Here is an 18,824-nt window from a genome sequence, read left to right on the forward strand (position 1 = left end):
TGTATGAAAACGATCCTGGTGCTAACCGACTTTTCGGAAAATGCTAGCCACGCTGCTAAAACTATTGCCAGGCATGCCAAAATTTTAAGTGCCGATATTTTGCTGTATAACACTTATTATGACCATCCAATTCTTCCGGATTATTCCGGCGGCGCTTGGGTTGCCGAAGCTTTTGTTTTAAGTAAAAGCAAAAGTGAGGCTCAACTATGTGAACTTACTATTCAATTAACGCAAGTTATAGCCGAATCAGCCGGAGACGACTTTAATCCGCAAATACGCTCCTTATGTGGCGAAGGGGCACTTGGCAAAAATATAGCGGCTGTTATCCCGGAAAATGATGTAGAGATGGTTGTAATTGGCAATAGTACAGATAGCACAATTGACCACCTGATTTTTGGCAGCGATACTATGGACGTACTTGATCATGCAACTTGTCCTGTGCTGATCATCCCGCCAAAGGCAGAGATGCGTCATCTGAAAAAAGTGACACTGGCTACAACATTTGAATTGTCGGCCATTAATGCTATTAACTACCTGGGTAACATTGGGCAAAAATTAAATTTCGAACTGGAGGTTGTTCACGTTTCAGTTTTTGAGGGAAAGGACGACCCGGTAAAGGAAAAAGCAATTCAGGCCCATATTAACGCCATAAAACAAGCCGATATAACTTACAAGCAAATATGGGGAAAGGACGTTGTGAAAAGACTAAACAGACTGTGTGCGGAAAACGATTCGGATATGCTGGCGCTTGTTCATCATCAGCATGGTGTCTTTGCAAATATTTTTAGCAAATCCGCAACTGCAGCGGTGGTTGCGGTTAGTAATATACCTTTATTGGTTATACCTTCCGAAATGTAATAATGAAATTCGACTAAAAGATCATCAAATAAATTATTACTCACTTTTTGTAAAAGCCCCGGCCGTTAAGCCGGGGTTTTGTATTTATTATATAGACCGTTAGCGGGCCGGTTTAAAACTTATAAGCCAATGTTGTTAAAAGCTGTCGCGGGGCGATTGGCGTAATGCTGTAATTATCGTGTATCAGGTAATTTAAAGTATTGGTAACGTTGGTTACGCTCGCCAGCAACGATATCTTTTTATAAGTGTACCCTGCTGAAACGTCCAGCGTGGTAAAGCCACCAACTGGAACCAGCCTGCTGTAAGCTTGTACCTGTCCAACGGTATTGTTGTAGCCTGCCATACGGTTGCCGGTGTAAAAAGCTGTTGCGCCAACTTTAAACCCTTTTAAGGTTGGATTGGTAAACGTGTAAAACAAGGTGGCGTTGGCGGTACTTACCGGGCTAATAACCAGCCTTTCGCCTAAAATAGGCGAGCCTTTCAAGCCTGTTGTTTTGGTATAGCGGGCATTGTTATACGAATAACCCGTAATAAAGTAAAAATTCTTTGAAAGATGGCCTGTTACGTCGATATCAAAACCATCGCTGGTGGTTTCTCCGTTTAGCTGTTTTACCGTATTGTCGCTGTTAACCGATCCGTCAGCTTTAAAAGGGGCAACCACGGCCAGGTTACTGTTAATGATGCGGTATACGCTCACATTAGCAATGATTTTGCCATTAAACAATTCATTTTTTACGCCAGCCTCGTATTGGTTAACCAGTGATGGCTTAAGACCTTGGCCTGTGTTAACATCGGTTCCGCTGTTCACAATAAAGTTGTTGCTGTAGCTTACATATATTGAGCTTGTGCTAACCGGTTGGTATATGAACGCCACTTTTGGCGAGAACGCACGGTCGTAGCGGGTTATGGCTACGCCGTTTCCTGAAGTTTGTCTTTGCAGGTACCGAATATCGGTTTGGTAAGTTTGCTGCCACGACCATCGTATGCCGGCAAGGATCTTAATTTTATCAGTAAAACTTACCAAATCCTGCACGTAGGTTCCTACACGGTACACAGGGGCTTTAATGCGTGCGGTATCTACTGCGTTTGGAATATCGGTGCGCTGCACATATTTACCCAGGTCGATGGTGTTTATCTTATCATAAGCATAGGTACTGATATTTTTGCCATCGATGCTGAAGCCGTTGGTGATATTTAAAACCTTGGTAACATCTGTTCCAACCAAAATTTGATGCGCAATTGATCCGGTTTTAAATTTACCGGTTAAGTTTACCTGGCCGGTATAATCGTTCTCAGTGGTTTTTGCCCTGGCCAGCCCGCGGTTCCATTCGCCGGTTGCGCTTACCGTGTTGGGTAAACTTGCCTGGTACGAGTTAATGTCGGTACCCTGTGCCGATATGATGGCATTTAAGTGCCAGTTATCATTAAACTGGTGATTAAGGGTTGCCATGCCCGAAAACTGGTTCATGTGGCTGTAGGCCCACGAAGTATTGATATATTGCGAACGGGGGACCATAGTAGGAATAGCCTGTCCGTTATTTAGTGAACCTATGCCAAAATCAGGTGTCAGGCTTTCGCGCAGATAGTCGCCGGAGATTAGCAATGTTGTTTTTTTGTCAAGGTTAAACAGTAGGGAAGGGTTTACATATTTTCGTTCGGTGTATACATGGTTACGATAGCTGCCATCGTTTTCATAAACCCCTATCAGTCTGAAAGCTATATTTTGACTCAACGGACCATACACATCCACACTTGGCTTAAACATGTTGTAGCTGCCATAGCGAATAGATACTTCGCCACCGGCGTCAAATTGTGGCTTTTTGGTAACCATATTAATTATCAGCCCGCCCGATACGTTTCCATATTGCAATGCAGCGCTCCCTTTTAATATCTCTACTGATTGCAGCGTACTTGCTTCAGGAAAGCCTGCAGTGTTTGTTAATACACCGTCCTTAAAAATACTGCCCGATGCACCGGTTATGCCGATGCTGTAGCCACGCGCCGAAAATGTTTCGCCAACGCCACCCCGTGTTTGGGTTAATGATACGCCGGCAACGTTTTTTACCGCATCGCCCAACCGGTTAATTTGCTGGTCTTCAATAACACGGCTGTTTACGGTTCCGGTACTTTGTGGTAAATCAAGTGCACGTATGTTTGCTTTATCCAGTGATACAGGTTTGGGGACCCTATTTGCGCTGATAACGACCTCGTTTAGTTTTGAATAGGTTTCGGTCAATGCAAAATTTACCGTTACGGTTTTAGCGGCTATCACAGTAACCGGCTTTTCCTGGCTTTGGGTGCCGATAAATGAAACCACCAGGGTATAATTACCAGGTTTAATATTACTGATCACGAAACTGCCATCATCTGATGTACTGGTCGACCGGTTTTGCTCTTTAACAGATACCGTTACAAATGCTGCCGGCTGCCCGTCAGAAGTTTTTACGGTGCCGGATATTTTCCCGGTTGCCAGGTCGTCATCAGCTTTAACAATGTTGCAGCATATTAAGAGTAAGAAAGTAAGGCGGATAGATAGGAGATATAGTGTTTTCATTCGTTATTTATATTAAGTCTAATTAAACGCAAAGATATAAGCACAATTTGGAATGGCAAATATTATTTAGAATTAGTTTAAATAACAATAGAGATACAAGCTTATCGGCTTGATCTGTAGTTATTTCGAAGAGTAAATTGGATTGGATATGCAGACCAGTGCCTACATCGGGTAAAAGAAAGTATTAATGAGATGCTATTCCACCGGCCGTTTCCTGAACGTATTAAACATCGGTTTTACTTCCGTAATGTTCCGTTTGGAATATTCGATGCTGGCATTCAGTTCAAAGCCTATCAGCAGTATAAGGGAGTTTAAATACAGCCAGAGCATCAATATGATGAGCCCCCCTAAGGAGCCGTATACTTTATTGTAAGATGAAAAGTTGTTGATATAGTATGCAAACCCCAGCGATGTCAATATCGCCAGTATGGTAGCCATAATGGAGCCGGTGCTTAAAAATTTCCATTTCTGTCTATTCGCGGGCCCGTAGCGGTAAAGTAGGGATATTGTTACAAAAAATATTGATACCACAATTACCCATCGCGACAGCTTAAGCAGGTATATCCAAAAGACACTTCCAGCTCCAATGTGCTTCTTTAAGAGGGCTATCAATGCTTCACCACCGGTTAATAAAGTAATTGCGACCAATAACGCCACACTTATTACCACAGTTAGCGATAAGGCTATAGTCCGCCGTTTTAGCCAAGTCCGCTTTTCGATAATAAGCGACGAACGGTTAAAGGCCTGCATTAAATTTACGATGCCGTTGGTGGCAAAATACAGGGCTGAAACAAAGCCGATGGATAACAAACTGCCATTATGTATTCGCACAATATCGTTAATGGTGGCCTGGAAAGCCATGTAGGCATTGTAGGGTAAAACCGTCGCTAAAACCGTCAACAACTCGGTCTGGAAGTTTTTTATGGGGATGTAGGGGATAAGCGTAAACAAAAATATAGTGGCAGGGAAAAACGCCAGCATAAAGTTAAATGCAAGTGCCGACGCCTTGTTAAGCAGCGTACGCTGCTGTATTTCGTGGGAAAAAAATGCGGCTACGTCATACAAAGGCAGGGGGTGGAAACCGGGTAAGACATAACCCTTTGACCACTTGATGAACCTTTTGTAAAACCCGAACCGCAGTAATATACGATGTGCCCACTTCATTTATTGATGCTTTTCAAATTTGCCCCACAATGTTTTTGGTAGCCTCACCTAAATCCTCTCCAAAGGAGAGGACTTGACCTGCAGCCTTTTCATAACCTTCTTCTTTGGAGAGGGCAGGGTGAGGCGAACCACAAATCATTTACGGGTAAACTTACTCAAAAAAAGCTTTTAATTTATTTCTGAAATCCTCCGGGGCAAGGCATGGCCTATTGGTGGTCATATTGATGAACACCAGCAGGGTTTCGCCGGTATTTATCAGTTCCTGTTTTTCGTTATAAAGCTCATAGTTAAAATGGATGCGGATGCGCGGCATCTCTTTCATAATCACCTTTACGGTAATTTCCTCATCGTAAAGGGCAGGCTTCAGGTATTTGCAGCTGAGCTCAACAACCGGCATCATAACACCCGATGCTTCCATACCACTGTAGGTTAGCCCCATGCTGCGCAGCATTTCTACGCGACCAACCTCGTAAAATTGGGCATAGTTGCCGTAATACATGTAGCCCATCTGGTCGGTTTCGCCATACCGCACCCGTATTTTAGTAGAATGCTCAAACATTACTTCCTGATGTTTCTATCGTTAAGCGCCTTTTGGAATGCGTGGGCATTTACCAGATGGTCGGCCATGTTGGTTGCAAACGCATGGTTGCCCGAAAAATCGGCCTTTGCACACATGTAGATGTATTCGTTATGCTGGTAATTCAACACTGCATCAACTGCATTTACCGATGGCATCATGATAGGACCGGGGGGCAAACCAGTGTGTAAATAAGTATTATAGGGCGAGTTTATGGACAGGTATCTGTTCAAAACCCTTTTAATGGTAAAGTCGTGCTCGGCAAAAATAACGGTCGGGTCGGCCTCCAGTTTCATGCCTTTTTTAAGGCGGTTTAAATACAAGCCGGCAATAGCAGGCATTTCATCGTCGTGCAAGGCTTCAGCATCAACAATTGATGCCAGTACAGATACCTCAACCGGTGTCAAATTAATGGCTGCAGCTTTTTGCTTGCGCTCGGGTGTCCAATACTTTTCGTAATTGGCATACATCCGCTTAAAAAACTTATCGGGCGTGGTGTTCCAGTATAGTTGATAAGTATTCGGCATAAACACCACATATACATTGTCGGGTGTTAATCCGTATTGTTGCAGGTAGCTTGCGGAATCGAGCAGGCGTAACATCGATACCGAATCGGGTTCAAGATGTTTGCCTACAAAGCCCGCAAATTCTTCCTTCAGCCTTAAATTATGGAACGAGAAGTTAACCGGCTCCTGTGTGCCCGAAGCCAGCATATTTATCAGCCGGCGGTTGCTCATACCACTTTTAAGGTGATAGCGGCCGGCCTTAACCCGGCTCACATAGTTCATATTTTCGGCTGCTTTGTAAAACGATGCCGTATCCTTCACTATGCCCTGGTCCTTTATGGTTTTATACACCGTGTTAAAATCGGCGCCAGTATGTATGTAAAGGTATTCCTGTTTATCGGTAACGTTAGGGGTATAGTATTTTAAGTAATAATTAAGACCGGTAAAGCCCACTGCTATTATTAAAATTATCACCATAACTACCACAAACTTTCTGAAAGTATGGCCCGATGATGCTTTTTTATTAGTCATTTTAATGTGTTTGTTGTTTTAATTTTTGGAGGGCCATTAACCCTCCGGTTAAGTTGCGTACTTGCAGATAACCATTTCGCGTTAACAGGTCAGTTGCTGTCTCGCTGCGCAGGCCTGCCTTGCAAATAACAATAATTTCGTCTGTTTTGTTATACCCCAGTTGGTTTATGTTTTCATTAACCTTTGAAATGGGAATGTTTTTACCGCCGATGTTGTAAGTATGGTATTCAATTTCCTCCCTAACATCAAGCAGGTTTAACGTCTCTCCGCTTTGCATGCGGTTGTGCAATTCCAGGCTATTGATTGATGGCATCTTTTTTACCCTGCGATACTGTAAGATTTATCCTGGTACCGTTGCTGGTTTTGCTTGCCGAATCTGTTTTCATAGGCGATTGCGCCACAACCACTAAACTGGTAGAATCGGTAATAGCGCCCTGGTAGGTGATAGTACCCACGGTAAGGCCGCCGTTTTTTATCACAAATTTAGCAGCGTCAAGATCCTGGTTCACCAAATCGGGGATATCAACCTCGCTGGCGCCTTCACCATTGCCCAGTACAAGGTCTATTCGTGAGCCTTTGGGTATTTGGGTGCCTGCCTTTATGGGCTGACCGCCGAAACGCATTTCGAGTATCCGGTCGCGCGCTATATCCGACCTGTAGGTAGTATCGCCAACCTTAAGCCCGTAGTTTGCCAGCGTAGCAATAGCTTCGCGGTAGGTATAGGGCTCTAAATCGGGCATTTTGATGGGGGGCGCTAGCTGCGTAACCACGGTTAAATAAATGGTGCGGTTTTCTTTTACGTTGGTACCAGGGTCGGGATCCTGCTCTATAACCGAGCCGGGTGTTTTGTCGAGCACGTAAACCGAATCTATCTTAACATCAAATCCCTGGTCTTTTAATATGCTGATGGCCTTGTCGGCTTGCAGGCCCTTTAACTGCGGAACCGGTACGCCTGTACCATGGCGGGTGTAAATGCTTAAGCCGAAGATGATTGCCATAAACACCACCACAACCACGCCAACGGCCAACAGCACATTAACGCGGAATTGCCTGGATTTTAGATATGCCCAAAATTTACTCATTTGTTTTATTAGGGATGTGTAGAAAAAATACAGTCAAACATAAGGGAAAAATTTCGGATTTCGGATTTTCGATTTCGGATTTTGGAAAGACCGCCTTTTTAAATTTCCTGCTTCCTCTACAGGTTTTAACATGCATTTAAATTGTAAATCCCTATTAATTTCCATTCGGTATAAAACTTAATTTATTGCCGTTTATTGCTTTGTTATCGCCTGCCGGCAAAACTACGCTGCGACTGGCACTGATTAAAATATGCCATTTTGATGGTATTTCGGTAGTTGAAATTTATCCCGTGGTTTGCTATGCAGTTTAATAATTAAAAGCACTGCGCAAAACTCAATCATGAAAACAATCCCTGCTTCATTTTTTAAAATAATAGGCGCATGCCTGTTTATTTCGCTTACAATTGCAGCCTGCAAAAAAGATAGTAAAACACCAACCCCGGCAAAAACAACCGGCAAATTTACGTTTAAGCTCGACGGCGGCGCAGCCATAACAGTCGACTCTGCAAATGCCACATTATACAGCGTTGCTGCTGTAGGCCGAATGATGGATGTATACGCTTATAAAGGCGGAGTAGAAATACTGGAGTTTCATTTCGCGCCAACAACAGGCAACAAAACAGCAGGCACAGCCCTTGGCACCGGTGCATTTTTAACCTATATGGAATCGCCGGTTTTAAGTTTCGATTCGCAATCCGGGTCGATAAATGTTACCACCTGCGATACAGTAGGCAATAAGGTTGAAGGCGATTTTAGCTTTGTAGCCAAACAGTACCCGTACACCGGCGGTACTTCAAAATCAATTACCGAGGGACATATGGTGTTTACTAAAATCAGTAAGTAGTTCTTATGTTATCCGCCGCTCTTGTCGACCCTTAGGCAACAAGAGCGGCAGATATTTTCTAACTCCCCACTTCAATAACCACTTTCCCATTAACCCCGCCACCAGAAACCAAATCTTGTGCCTGGGCGGCATCTTCCAGTTTAAAGGTTTTGGCAATTTGGGTTGTAATTTTTCCTTCTTCCACCAGCTTTGCGCCAAACTCCAGTTTTTTATGTGACGGTGCGGATGAAATAAATTGAGCGGTAATACCGTACTGCTGTGCCAGCTCCTGCGATGGCGGCATAACGGCGCTTAATAATTTGCCTGCTTTTTTAACTACCGCGAATGATTTAGCGAGTGTCTCGCCGCCTGCAAGGTCAATCACTAAATCAACTTCTTTTACCAGTTGGGTAAAATCCTGGTTTTTATAATCTATCACCTCATCAGCGCCTAATGATTTTGCCAGTTCGAGGCCCTGGCCCGACGCTGTGCCGATAACATAAGCGCCCAATGCTTTTGCCAACTGTACCATCACACCGCCAACTGCCCCGGCAGCGCCATGTATCAGTACTCGCTGGCCTTGTTTCAGTTCGCCGCCCTCTACCAAAAACGAGTAGGAAGTAACCAACGGTATAATAAGGGCCGCAGCTTCGTTAAGTGTTACGTTTTTGGGTATTAAAGCTGCGCTGCCTTCTTTAACAACCACATATTCCGCGTAAGTTCCGCCAAATGAGGATGCGAATACTTTGTCGCCCACCTTTAAACGTGAGACACCGCTGCCGACGGCTTCAACTGTTCCTGCTGCATCTGAGCCAGGTATCCAGGGCAAATTAACGGGTACCACCTGCTGCATCGAGCCTGAGCGCACCTTTATGTCAAAAGGGTTTACCGTGGTGGCGGCTATTTTTATTAAAATTTCGCCGTCGCCTGGTTGCGGCTTATCGGCCTGCTTTAACTGTAGTACGCTCGAGTCGTTGTATGTTTCAATTTGGATTGTTTTCATAGTTAGCTTGTTTAATGTTTTGTATATGGCAAATTTAACCACAGAGATACAGAGAACACACGGAGAGCGCAGAAAAAGTAAATTTATTACATAGCAATGTATTAAACTGGCACGCTTGTGCAGGATTTATTCTGAGCGCACTCCGCGCCGGACGGTGTATCGCCGTGGTTAAAATCGAGGATATTTGATATTAACTGAGTTCGATATAACAGGTCTACACTCACAAATCCTCTCTCGCCTCACCTAAATCCTCTCCAAAGGAGAGGACTTGAGCTTCCCTCGCGAATAAGAAAGCTTTTGAGGCCCCTCTCCTTTGGAGAGTGGTTTGGGGTGAGGCGACCGTTTAACTTATCCCGAACTTACATTAATAACCAATTTATTACGCAATGTTGAATAATTAATAGTTAAATTAGCCTCACTTAAATCTTATAGCAATGAAAACAATAATTGTAAACGGGGCTACCTATTGGTTGCCCGAAAACAACGGCGACGTAATTACACTCGTAAACGATGCTGTAGCCAACAACGAGATTATTTGCCTTCGCGGCTCAGGCCATTCATCCCTTTAATAGGCGACCTTGAGACCGAAAAAAAATCAGTAACAGGGAAAACCTACAAGTACGTGATGCTGTCCGAAATGTACGCCATCCAGATGCTTGATGCCAACACCGTAAAAGTGCAGGCAGGCTGCCATCTCGGTGTCGATCCGTTCGACCCTACAGGTATCTCTACTGTAGCAAATTCCTTATGTTATCAATTGGATAACATGACTCCCCCGCTCGCGCTTCCCGATTTGGGCGGCATCACCCATCAAACCATTGGCGGCTTCTTGTCAACCGGTTCATCAGGTGGCTCAACGCAGTATTCGTTTGAAGATGCGGTGATAAGTGTTGATGTGGTTGCCTGCCAGGCAGGCCAGGGCGCTGCCATTACAACTTTTACACGGCCGGACGACAATAATCCTGACGACCCGTTCTTTGCTGTGGGTGTAGCAACTATGGGCTTGCTCGGGGTTATCGTGTCGGCTACTTTCAGGTGCATCCCGCAGTTTTATATTGCAGGCTCGGAGACTATTGAATATGCCGATAAATGCACCACAATTAATCTTTTCGGCAATTCGCCCACCTTACCCAACATGCAAACGTTTTTGGAGGAAACCGAATATACCCGCTTAATGTGGTGGCCGCAGCAAAATAACGTGCCGGACACCGACCTGGCGCGGATGGTAACCTGGCAGGCAAAACGTACCGACAAGGCCGGCGCGGAGGCCTGGGCGAAACATGCGTTTGACTTGATGAATACCCCGCCAACCGTACCACCGCCGCCAACGCCTCCTGCTGATGGTTTAAAACCTTATGAAGAAGTGCCTTATATTTTCGGCAGCCCCATTCCTGCCACTATAGCGGCTGATATTTTATACACCGCCATAGGCCAGTGGCCGGATTGGCTGCAAAAACTTTTAGCGGATAAACCGCTGGAGTATCAAGTTATTAAGGCCGTTGTGGAAGCTAATTACGCACCCAAAATATTCCCAACCATAATGGATATTTTTGTTACTGTTGATAAGGCCACCAACAGGAATAAAGGGCCACAACTGTTCTCCGACCGCTGGTATACCGGCCTGCCGATGGATAACCAGATGAGCGATAAACTGATGCCGGTTTGGTTTACCGAACTGTGGATAGATATTAACCAGTCGGAGCAGGTGATGGATGCGCTGAAAGCCTGGTACGACGCCCAGCCCATTACCATCGACCTTAGCTTTAGCACTGAAATTTATGCAGCCAGGCAAAATGATTTTTGGCTCAGCCCATCGTACCAGCAGGATGTTATCCGTATCGATGTGTTTTGGTTTGGCCACAACAAAGGCAACCCGGCAGATTTCTACCAGGCATTCTGGGATTTACTGGCGCCATTCAACTACCGCCCGCACTGGGGTAAATACATCCCCGACACGGTTAACGCTACATCCGGAGTATCCTACATTTCTGAGCAATACTCAAAATGGAATGATTGGATGGCCCTGCGGGACAAAATGGACCCCAACCAGGTTTTTGTAAACGATTACTGGAGAGGGAAATTGGGGATACCCGTAGCGTAACCTAACCCCTTTGTCATTCTGAACGATAGTGAAGAATCTTATACGAGCGACAGGTATGCGATTGATAAGTCGTAAACCTTGCACTCGGATAAGGTTCTTCTCTTTGTTTAAGACCTGAAAATTTCATTTTTTTGCGCAGTTATTTCTGTAACAATTCATCACCCCAACCATCTAACCGAAAACCTTCCTGCATGCTGCATTTTATAAAATTCAAAAAATTTTATGGGAATTTTCCTGCGTTAACAATTGATGACTTTGCCATTAAGCCGGGTATTTACTGGATAAAAGGTATTAACGGCTCAGGTAAAAGCACGCTGCTAAAATCAATTGCGGGCATCCTGGCGTTTGATGGCGATATTGTTTTGGATGGCGGCATCAGCATAAAAAAACAACCGGTGGCCTACCGCCGACTGGTGAACTTTGCCGAGGCAGAGCCACTGTTCCCGGAGTTTTTAACCGGGATGGAAATGGTAAAGCTGTTTGCGTCGGCCAAAGATGCGCCGGCAGGGCAGGAGCAGCAGTTTATCAACAGCATGAAAATGCAAAGCTATATCGACCGCCCAATCGGTACCTATAGCAGCGGCATGCTGAAAAAACTGTCGCTGGTACTGGCGTTTTTGGGCAAGCCCAAACTGATACTGCTTGACGAGCCACTGATTACCATCGACACTGAATCGTTAAAAATACTTTACAGCTGGATACGCGACCAACACCGCGACAATGGCGTAAGCTTTATGCTGTCCTCGCACCAGGCACTGGATGTTGATGAACACCTTGATGCCGGCGAGTTATTGGTTGATGCCCAAACCCTGCAATTTACCCGCTAATGCAACGGCCGTTGAGCAACATACTGGTAAAAGTGTTCGCCAGGGGATTTTACAAGGTAAACTCGGGCTTGCTCATTTTTATGTTTGTAATATTGGTTAGCTATTGCTTTTTCATTAACACGCTTGGCGATGTTAAGCTGCTGCCACCCGGTAAAGAGCTGTATTACCAGTTTTTTATCCTCATCAACTTTGTAAACAGTCCGGCCATGATGCTGTTGTTTTTTGCCTGCTGGCTTATTTACACCGTTAAAAGCTGGCAATATGTAGCGGGCCAGTTGCGTGTTGAGCACCACCAGTTTTTGTATTACAGCGTTTTATCGGCTAGCCGAAAGGTGCAATTTAGGAGCTGGTTTTATATGCAGTTTATTATTAGTCTGCCCTTTGTTTTTTATGCGGTGCTGGCGTCGGTAATCGGGTTAGTGTTTCATCATTATTTAACTGTTGGTATCATCATTTTATTCACGCTGTTGCTTGTTGTTGTTAGCGCATTTATCTACCTAAAGCAAATCAATAACCTCATTAGCGAAAAACGGCAAAGCACACTGCTTAACCTCGGCCAAAGTTGGGGCAAACCGTTCTTTAGCTTGTTTATCTATCAAATATTCGATAAGCTGAAGCTGGCTTTTGTATTGTCGAAGCTTTTATCTTACATGGTCATCATCAGCGTAATGTTTTCGTTTGCAGATGTGACGACTGACAACAGGGTTGCAGCATTTGCTATACTTGGCGTTGTAATGGCGCATGCTGTACTGATATACCAGCAACACCGGTTTGGGCTGGTTTATTTGCTGATTACCCGCAATTTTCCGTATAGTTTAAGCCGCTTATTTTTACAGTATGCGCTTACTTATTTGCTATTGCTGCTGCCGGAATGTATATGGCTTTTTGCCGGCTTTGGCTTGTTTACAGCTTTCGGCTTGCTCTTTTTATTAATAGCGATTGTAATGCTGTTCCATTGCGTATTATATCGCATTGGCCTGGCCATGAATACTTATTTACCCTGGTTGCTGGCCCTGTTTTTTGCAATTTCGCTGGCAATATTGTTTGGCGGGGTTTGGGCGTTGGTGCCGGTTTGTTTTGGGATTTCGTTATTGTTGTTTTATGGGAATTATTATAGGGAGGAACTGAACTAAGATTCAACTGATTAAAAGATTTTCTTGATTTTGATTTGCATGCGGCATCCTCACATCCTAAAATCAAGTGAATCATGTTTCAGACAAAATGCGCTTTACTAATGAACTCACCACTAACCACCATCCTTTTAAAAATATTTGCCCGGGGCTTTTACCGGGCGCATGCGGGCATTTTGGCCGTGGGCTTTTTTGTGCTGTTTGGCATGGTTGAGCCGGGGCAGATAGTGAACTACCACAAAACTTTAATGCTAACGCTTGCAAGTAGTCCGCTGATGATGGGCGTGGTGTTTTTGTGCTGGCTTGTTTATAGTATTAAAACCTGGCATTATGTTGTGGGGCAAATAGGGGCAGTAAACCAGGCGTTTTTATTTTACAGCAGTAATGCGTTTGCACCCGGCAAACAATTAAAAAGCTGGTTTTATATGCAGCAGGTTTTGCTGTTGCCCATATCTGTTTACGGGCTGTTTGCCGCGGTATTGGGCGTGGCGCACCATTATTATCTAATTCCGGCGGCTATTATTGCTTACCTGTTTTTGCTGGCTACTCTTGGCGCGATGTTGTACCGCCGCACAGTTAATAATTTGGTGGATGGTAATACCCAAACCTGGCTGTTAACCCTCAGCAGCAAATGGCGCAAGCCCTGGTTTAGCTTGTTTATTTATAATGTGTTCGATCAGCACAAGGTTACCTGGCTTATCACCAAAGGCCTGTCGTACCTATTGATAACCGGGTTCTTCCTGTTGTTTGCTGATGTTGCGCACGATACCCGTGTGGCCGGTATTGCCCTGCTGGCTGTGGTTGTGGCCCATGTAAAGCTGATATTCGAGGAACGCTGTTTCGAAGAAAAATGGCTGAGTTTTACCCGTGGCCTGCCTTATAGCCGGGCGCAGTTATTTGCCAGCTTCGCCGGGGTTTATTTGATATTGATGCTGCCTGAAGCTATCTGGCTGTTTAGCAGGTTTAACCCACTGATTGCCGTTGAGTTGTTACTGGCTGGTATCAGTATCGCTATGCTGTTTCATTGCCTGTTATACTATATCGGGCTGGATATGGAAAAGTATATGCTGTGGATATTCTTTTTGTTTGTAGCAATATTCTGGATGATACTATTTAAGCTGATTTGGGTGGTTGCTGTGGTTAATTTGATGGTGGCGTTTGGAGTATTTTGGAAATGTTATTATCGTGAACAAAATACGTTGACAGAGCAATAAAGCTACCTCTTTCGCCCATGTTGGTGTTGTCACCGACAGGATTTGGTGTGCAAAATATTACCCTTTGCAAAAAGCCGCGGGCTAATTCTGCTTATAATGTTCATCGGTTTTGTTGGTGACAATAACGGCAAAGGAGAAGGTTTTTCGAACACCTGTTACTTCAATATCGATAAATGTAGAAAATTTAACGCCTGATAATCAGCGTTTTCCATAGCGTTCGGGGTGTTCCGCGTGCAAAAATGGAACGCTGAAATGAAATCCGCCCGATATTGTTCTTTGAACTGACATTCAACTGACATCTGTTGTCGGCCAAATAATTATTTTAATCGACAAAACAAGCGTAAAATGAGGAACAAAAAGGGGCTTGAATTTCCGGCAGTGTTCGCGGTGCTATTGGCTATCACCAGTTTCCAGGGTGGGGCGGCTATGGCAAAAGGCCTGTTTCCTGTACTTGGCGCAGCCGCAACTTCTTCTTTAAGGATAGTTTTGTCTGCCATCATCCTGGTTATTTTTAACCGGCCCAACCTGCGAAATTTGACAACTACGCAATGGAAATTAGTTGCGTTGTATGGCTTGACGTTAGGAGCAATGAATACCATTTTTTACATGGCAATATCCCGCATTCCGCTTGGTTTGGGTGTTGCCATCGAGTTTATAGGCCCCCTGTCGCTTGCCCTGGTCGGTTCAAAACGCCTGATCGACTTTCTATGGGTTCTGCTTGCTGCCGTGGGGATAGCATTGGTTGCACCATGGAGCAGTAAGGGTTTAGACATTCTTGGTGTACTGCTTGCGTTGCTTGCAGGCGCACTTTGGGCAGCCTATATTTTACTTGGCGGGCGTATATCTAAAATAATGGATGGAGGAAAGGCCGTTACTATCGGGATGATTTTTGCGTCTGTCCTGGTGTTGCCGGTTGCTATAGGTAACGGATTATTCATCCACCTAAAACCTGTAATGCTGCTGCCGGGGCTTGCGCTGGCCGTGCTGTCAAGCGCCCTCCCTTTTACGCTTGAGATGCATGCACTGCGGAAAATACCAGCAAAAACGTTTAGTATCTTAATGAGCCTGGAGCCCGCCGTGGCGGCGTTTTCCGGTCTCCTGTTCCTGCATGAGTACTTGTCATTTCAGGAATGGCTTGCGGTTGCATTGGTTATTGTTGCAAGTGCCGGCGTTACACTAACCGGGAAAAGGAATGCGCACGCTGCGGGTGATACTCCACCTATAAAAGATATTTAAAGGTCGATGAAGTCAAAAAAGCACTAACTTTCCCAATAATTCTAAACCAAAGTGATATGAAGAAAATAGCCGTGCTTTGTTTATTAATAGCAATCACTTTCAGTGCTTTTGGGCAGTCAACAATACACTGTCTCATCAAAACCGGGTTGGGCGATATCGCTATTGAACTTTACCCCGGTAAAGCGCCTGTCACGGTAGCAAATTTTATGCGGTATGTAGATAAAAAACTGTACACCGGCAGCAGCTTTTTCAGAGTGTGCACACCCGCTAACGAGGCCAGCCGAAAAGTAAAGATCCAGGTGATACAGGGCGGCAACGTGCCTGATAGCTTAAGCCTCGACAGTATAAAAATAGAAACTACCAAATTTACCGGCCTGCTGCACAAAAACGGCACACTCTCAATGGCGCTCAGCGGCCCAAACTCGGCCACCAGCCAGTTTTTTATCTGTATAAACGATCAGCCAGCTTTAGACTATGGCGGTGCCCGCAACCCGGACGGGCAGGGGTTTGCAGCCTTTGGCAAGGTAACCAATGGGATGGACGTGGTGAAGAAAATACAGGCACAAAAAGATACTTCGCAATATTTAGTTAATCCGGTGAAGATATACAGCGTGAGTAGGGTGGAGTGATCAAACGCCGCTCTCCAATGCCTGCGATTATTCAATCTTCGCTTTTTTACTTTGTTTGCAGCAGCAAAGCGTTCCATTTTTGCACGCGGAACACCCGGAACGCTGTGAAACATTTTGATTATCAAGTAGTTTTATTTAGTTGTCCGAGTGATTTATGTATAGTCAGCGTGTTCTATTTTTTTTTTTAGTTGAATAAAATTGATGCTTTCCCTGCTTTAACTTAATAATAAATCAGGTGAGTGATAGGTTAATTGTTGCGAAAAGGCGTGTAGTTCAATAGTCTTTCCTGATTTTTTCGGCGTCAAATATGCTGTCTGCCTGTTTTTTCGAAATCGAACGGGTGTTGTCCCCAACCTCATAGTGATAGAACAATGAATCTTTGCCTTTGCCCCTGGCATATTGTGTATTGATCGTTACCCTTCTCTTAATGGTATCAAAAGGCTTCAGGTTATAACTGTCATCTTCATACTTTAGTACACATTTATCAATCGAAATATATTTACTTTGATGACCAATAGTATGGGCTTTCCGTTGCCAAACAACTGAAAAACGGTCCCTGTCTTCTATTGCCCAATCAGCAGGAATTTCAGGAACGCAAAGGCTCCGGCGCCTGCTATTAAACTCCCTGCCAAATTTATCCTGACAAACGTCCCTGTTGTATTTCGTAATTTCTTGATATTCGTACCATCCGAGCAAAAAAAAACACATCAACAAAGCAAAAACAGAAGACCAAATGCTTTCGTTATTTTGCCTAAGCCGGATAAAAAAAGCGACAGCACATATTAAGAAAATGCAAATACATTTACCTATTAACCAGTAAGCCGATTGAAATTTGAGATAGATATCTAAATATACCCAGAGACATAGAAACAGGATAGAGAAGCATTTGTGAAATATGTTGATTTTTTTCATTGTGCGGCCCCTGGTTTTTTTCGAAATTACTCTTTTTTTAAAATTATACCTGCCATAATCTCGTGAATATTTTTAATTTTAAGAAACTTTTTCACCCCGACTGCACCATGAACTTTTCTGTCACTTCAAAAATGACTCCGCAGGAATATGCTAAAGTTATGTTTATCGGCCTTTATAAAAAGCCGGTTTTTATTTTGTGCGCCGTTGTCGGGCTTTATCTTTTAATTACAGTATTTCTCGATTATTTAGGGCTAGTAAATTATTATGATACTAAACCTCTTTTTGAAGTATTTGGAGGGGCATTCCTGGTTTTGGCTCCAACGCTTATAGTAATCATATCAGTCAGACAATTTAAGTCGAACCCGAGTTTTCAAAACGACATCACCTACACTTTCAATGACGACGGGATGGTGGTGCAGGGGATTACTTTTAAAAGCGTGGTTTCCTGGCCACATATCGTCAAACAAAAGGAGATAGCGGGATTTTTGATTCTATATCATACCAAAAGGTTTGGAAATTTCATTGATAAGTCAAAGCTGTCAGAGGCCCAATTAATTTTTATTAAGACAAAAACAACGGGGAAATAATTAGGGGTACATCCTAATAATTTTCTATTTAGGCTGTACCCCCGAAACCACTTTCCCGTTAATATTAAATCGCCGGCGTAATTCCCTTACCTTGCCAATAATCAATTATCGGTTTGTATGGCCCGTATTTATGTTGCTTTTCGGTGAAAGGGTCTTTAAACGGGCCTTTATCGTAATCTATAGCTTTTTCTTCGTAAAAAGGGTAATCAACCTCTTTGGTTGTTTTAGGTGCCGGGCGTTTATGTTTGGTATCGTCGTTAATAAAAGCCGCAATATCCAGCGATTCCGCATCTGTTAAAAACGCCTTGCCTAGCGTGGTTTTATCGTAAGGCATATTACCTTTTAACCATTGCGCCAGTTTAACAACCCTGTGCATACTTGAGCCGGGGCGATAGGCCAGCATTCCCCATACCGGTGGGTATTCATAGGATACATTACTGGCCAGCATTTTTCCTTCGCCATTTTGGGCGTGGCAGCGCTGGCAATGCAACGCATACAGTTTTTCGCCACGGTCTGACGATGCCGCTACATCGGGCAGTTCAACCGTCATGTTTTTAAGGCCCTTGGTGTGACTATCGGTATGTGACGAATCACTAAGGAATTTAAGGTATGCCATTATCGAGATCATCTCTTTGCCATCTAATGGTAAAGGCCTGCCAAGGTTCGGGCGCATCACGCAATTATTGATCCGTTCGGCAAGCGACAGTATCCTGCCTTCTCTTGCCCGGTATTGGGGATAATCGCGGAAAGAGCGCACAAGGTTAAAAGCAAAAGGCCTTGTACCAGCATCGCGGTGGCAGTTGGTGCAATTCATTTTATTGCCGGTATAATGGCCGTTTACCCCATCCGGGCCAATATAATAAGCAGTGTGAAGCATCAGATCCCTCCCGTATTTTACGGCGGCGCCATATTTACCCTTTGGCATTTTTGAGGTATCAACTTTCACTAAGGTATCGGCATGGGTAGCCAACGAATCCTGGTTATTGGCTTGGGCGGTGCCAGGTGTATTGCATGATGACAGCAGCTGTGCCATAATTATCAGTACCAAAGCCGCAAACAGAATAGCTGTATATTGGTAAATCTTTTTCAT

The 18,824-nt window shown here is 44.2% G+C and carries 19 protein-coding genes; 10 read left to right on the forward strand and 9 right to left on the reverse strand.

The genetic code is table 11. The features are described 5' to 3' along the window. The first annotated feature begins 3 nt into the window (after positions 1 to 3). Positions 4 to 858, forward strand: coding sequence for a universal stress protein (locus NAF19_RS25285; protein WP_252793150.1), 855 nt, complete (start codon positions 4 to 6; stop codon positions 856 to 858). A 112-nt stretch (positions 859 to 970) separates the two neighbouring features. Here the strand turns inward: NAF19_RS25285 and NAF19_RS25290 are convergent, their stop codons facing one another. From NAF19_RS25290 to NAF19_RS25315, 6 genes are all read right to left on the reverse strand, one after another. Beyond that, complete coding sequence (locus tag NAF19_RS25290) at positions 971 to 3,412, reverse strand: TonB-dependent receptor (RefSeq protein WP_252793151.1); 2,442 nt, start codon at positions 3,410 to 3,412, stop codon at positions 971 to 973. Between the two features lie 195 nt (positions 3,413 to 3,607). After that, entirely contained in the window at positions 3,608 to 4,576 is a 969-nt protein-coding gene (locus NAF19_RS25295) for a YihY/virulence factor BrkB family protein (RefSeq protein WP_252793152.1), read from the reverse strand. A 151-nt stretch (positions 4,577 to 4,727) separates the two neighbouring features. After that, the gene (locus NAF19_RS25300) at positions 4,728 to 5,135 is read right to left on the reverse strand and encodes an acyl-CoA thioesterase (protein WP_252793153.1); all 408 of its coding nucleotides are present in this window, start codon (positions 5,133 to 5,135) and stop codon (positions 4,728 to 4,730) included. Next, on the reverse strand, positions 5,135 to 6,190 hold the full coding sequence (gene mltG / locus NAF19_RS25305; RefSeq protein ID WP_252793154.1) for an endolytic transglycosylase MltG: 1,056 nt from the start codon (positions 6,188 to 6,190) through the stop codon (positions 5,135 to 5,137). Before mltG ends, NAF19_RS25300 begins: the two co-directional genes overlap by 1 nt. Before the next feature lies 1 nt (position 6,191). Then, positions 6,192 to 6,503, reverse strand: a complete 312-nt coding sequence (locus NAF19_RS25310) for a rhodanese-like domain-containing protein (RefSeq protein ID WP_252793155.1) — start codon at positions 6,501 to 6,503, stop codon at positions 6,192 to 6,194. Beyond that, positions 6,487 to 7,272, reverse strand: a complete 786-nt coding sequence (locus NAF19_RS25315; RefSeq protein ID WP_252793156.1) for a PASTA domain-containing protein — start codon at positions 7,270 to 7,272, stop codon at positions 6,487 to 6,489. The genes NAF19_RS25310 and NAF19_RS25315 overlap by 17 nt, the downstream gene beginning before the upstream one ends. A 340-nt stretch (positions 7,273 to 7,612) precedes the next feature. On the opposite strand from NAF19_RS25315, the gene NAF19_RS25320 reads away from it, so the two are divergent. Continuing rightward, positions 7,613 to 8,116, forward strand: coding sequence for a hypothetical protein (locus NAF19_RS25320; RefSeq protein ID WP_252793157.1), 504 nt, complete (start codon positions 7,613 to 7,615; stop codon positions 8,114 to 8,116). Between the two features lie 58 nt (positions 8,117 to 8,174). On the opposite strand, the gene NAF19_RS25325 is transcribed toward NAF19_RS25320, so the two are convergent. Then, complete coding sequence (locus tag NAF19_RS25325) at positions 8,175 to 9,098, reverse strand: NADP-dependent oxidoreductase (protein ID WP_252793158.1); 924 nt, start codon at positions 9,096 to 9,098, stop codon at positions 8,175 to 8,177. A gap of 434 nt (positions 9,099 to 9,532) precedes the next feature. On the opposite strand from NAF19_RS25325, the gene NAF19_RS30615 reads away from it, so the two are divergent. The 7 genes from NAF19_RS30615 to NAF19_RS25355 all read left to right on the forward strand — a co-directional run bounded on the left by NAF19_RS30615 (position 9,533) and on the right by NAF19_RS25355 (position 16,235). Further along, positions 9,533 to 9,667 carry a hypothetical protein gene (locus NAF19_RS30615; RefSeq protein ID WP_256484470.1) on the forward strand — a complete coding sequence of 45 codons (135 nt, stop codon included), beginning with the start codon at positions 9,533 to 9,535 and terminating at the stop codon, positions 9,665 to 9,667. After that, positions 9,634 to 11,199: a D-arabinono-1,4-lactone oxidase gene (locus NAF19_RS25330; protein WP_252793159.1), complete on the forward strand. Its 1,566-nt coding sequence runs from the start codon at positions 9,634 to 9,636 to the stop codon at positions 11,197 to 11,199. Before NAF19_RS30615 ends, NAF19_RS25330 begins: the two co-directional genes overlap by 34 nt. A gap of 191 nt (positions 11,200 to 11,390) precedes the next feature. Next, complete coding sequence (locus NAF19_RS25335; protein WP_252793160.1) at positions 11,391 to 12,026, forward strand: ABC transporter ATP-binding protein; 636 nt, start codon at positions 11,391 to 11,393, stop codon at positions 12,024 to 12,026. After that, positions 12,026 to 13,159: a hypothetical protein gene (locus tag NAF19_RS25340; protein WP_252793161.1), complete on the forward strand. Its 1,134-nt coding sequence runs from the start codon at positions 12,026 to 12,028 to the stop codon at positions 13,157 to 13,159. Before NAF19_RS25335 ends, NAF19_RS25340 begins: the two co-directional genes overlap by 1 nt. A 101-nt stretch (positions 13,160 to 13,260) precedes the next feature. After that, positions 13,261 to 14,370: a hypothetical protein gene (locus tag NAF19_RS25345; RefSeq protein ID WP_252793162.1), complete on the forward strand. Its 1,110-nt coding sequence runs from the start codon at positions 13,261 to 13,263 to the stop codon at positions 14,368 to 14,370. 345 nt (positions 14,371 to 14,715) lie between these two features. Beyond that, positions 14,716 to 15,606, forward strand: a complete 891-nt coding sequence (locus NAF19_RS25350; RefSeq protein WP_252793163.1) for an EamA family transporter — start codon at positions 14,716 to 14,718, stop codon at positions 15,604 to 15,606. Between the two features lie 56 nt (positions 15,607 to 15,662). Then, the gene (locus tag NAF19_RS25355) at positions 15,663 to 16,235 is read left to right on the forward strand and encodes a peptidylprolyl isomerase (RefSeq protein ID WP_252793164.1); all 573 of its coding nucleotides are present in this window, start codon (positions 15,663 to 15,665) and stop codon (positions 16,233 to 16,235) included. Positions 16,236 to 16,508: 273 nt separating this feature from the next. Here NAF19_RS25355 and NAF19_RS25360 read toward each other — a convergent pair whose 3' ends face one another. Next, entirely contained in the window at positions 16,509 to 16,943 is a 435-nt protein-coding gene (locus tag NAF19_RS25360; RefSeq protein WP_252793165.1) for a hypothetical protein, read from the reverse strand. A 311-nt stretch (positions 16,944 to 17,254) separates the two neighbouring features. On the opposite strand from NAF19_RS25360, the gene NAF19_RS25365 reads away from it, so the two are divergent. Continuing rightward, positions 17,255 to 17,734: a YcxB family protein gene (locus NAF19_RS25365; RefSeq protein WP_252793166.1), complete on the forward strand. Its 480-nt coding sequence runs from the start codon at positions 17,255 to 17,257 to the stop codon at positions 17,732 to 17,734. 64 nt (positions 17,735 to 17,798) lie between these two features. Here the strand turns inward: NAF19_RS25365 and NAF19_RS25370 are convergent, their stop codons facing one another. Then, complete coding sequence (locus NAF19_RS25370; protein WP_252793167.1) at positions 17,799 to 18,824, reverse strand: c-type cytochrome; 1,026 nt, start codon at positions 18,822 to 18,824, stop codon at positions 17,799 to 17,801.

This window comes from Mucilaginibacter flavidus, from assembly GCF_024055575.1.
In the GTDB taxonomy this organism is placed as follows: Bacteria; Bacteroidota; Bacteroidia; order Sphingobacteriales; family Sphingobacteriaceae; genus Mucilaginibacter; species Mucilaginibacter flavidus.

Coding starts and splice junctions, on each gene's coding strand:
- NAF19_RS25285 (WP_252793150.1), top strand. CDS start 4: ATGAAAACGATCCTGGTGCTAACCGACTTTTCGGAAAATGCTAGCCAC.
- NAF19_RS25290 (WP_252793151.1), bottom strand. CDS start 3,412: ATGAAAACACTATATCTCCTATCTATCCGCCTTACTTTCTTACTCTTA.
- NAF19_RS25295 (WP_252793152.1), bottom strand. CDS start 4,576: ATGAAGTGGGCACATCGTATATTACTGCGGTTCGGGTTTTACAAAAGG.
- NAF19_RS25300 (WP_252793153.1), bottom strand. CDS start 5,135: ATGTTTGAGCATTCTACTAAAATACGGGTGCGGTATGGCGAAACCGAC.
- mltG (WP_252793154.1), bottom strand. CDS start 6,190: ATGACTAATAAAAAAGCATCATCGGGCCATACTTTCAGAAAGTTTGTG.
- NAF19_RS25310 (WP_252793155.1), bottom strand. CDS start 6,503: ATGCCATCAATCAATAGCCTGGAATTGCACAACCGCATGCAAAGCGGA.
- NAF19_RS25315 (WP_252793156.1), bottom strand. CDS start 7,272: ATGAGTAAATTTTGGGCATATCTAAAATCCAGGCAATTCCGCGTTAAT.
- NAF19_RS25320 (WP_252793157.1), top strand. CDS start 7,613: ATGAAAACAATCCCTGCTTCATTTTTTAAAATAATAGGCGCATGCCTG.
- NAF19_RS25325 (WP_252793158.1), bottom strand. CDS start 9,098: ATGAAAACAATCCAAATTGAAACATACAACGACTCGAGCGTACTACAG.
- NAF19_RS30615 (WP_256484470.1), top strand. CDS start 9,533: ATGAAAACAATAATTGTAAACGGGGCTACCTATTGGTTGCCCGAAAAC.
- NAF19_RS25335 (WP_252793160.1), top strand. CDS start 11,391: ATGCTGCATTTTATAAAATTCAAAAAATTTTATGGGAATTTTCCTGCG.
- NAF19_RS25340 (WP_252793161.1), top strand. CDS start 12,026: ATGCAACGGCCGTTGAGCAACATACTGGTAAAAGTGTTCGCCAGGGGA.
- NAF19_RS25345 (WP_252793162.1), top strand. CDS start 13,261: ATGAACTCACCACTAACCACCATCCTTTTAAAAATATTTGCCCGGGGC.
- NAF19_RS25350 (WP_252793163.1), top strand. CDS start 14,716: ATGAGGAACAAAAAGGGGCTTGAATTTCCGGCAGTGTTCGCGGTGCTA.
- NAF19_RS25355 (WP_252793164.1), top strand. CDS start 15,663: ATGAAGAAAATAGCCGTGCTTTGTTTATTAATAGCAATCACTTTCAGT.
- NAF19_RS25360 (WP_252793165.1), bottom strand. CDS start 16,943: ATGTGTTTTTTTTTGCTCGGATGGTACGAATATCAAGAAATTACGAAA.
- NAF19_RS25365 (WP_252793166.1), top strand. CDS start 17,255: ATGAACTTTTCTGTCACTTCAAAAATGACTCCGCAGGAATATGCTAAA.
- NAF19_RS25370 (WP_252793167.1), bottom strand. CDS start 18,824: ATGAAAAAGATTTACCAATATACAGCTATTCTGTTTGCGGCTTTGGTA.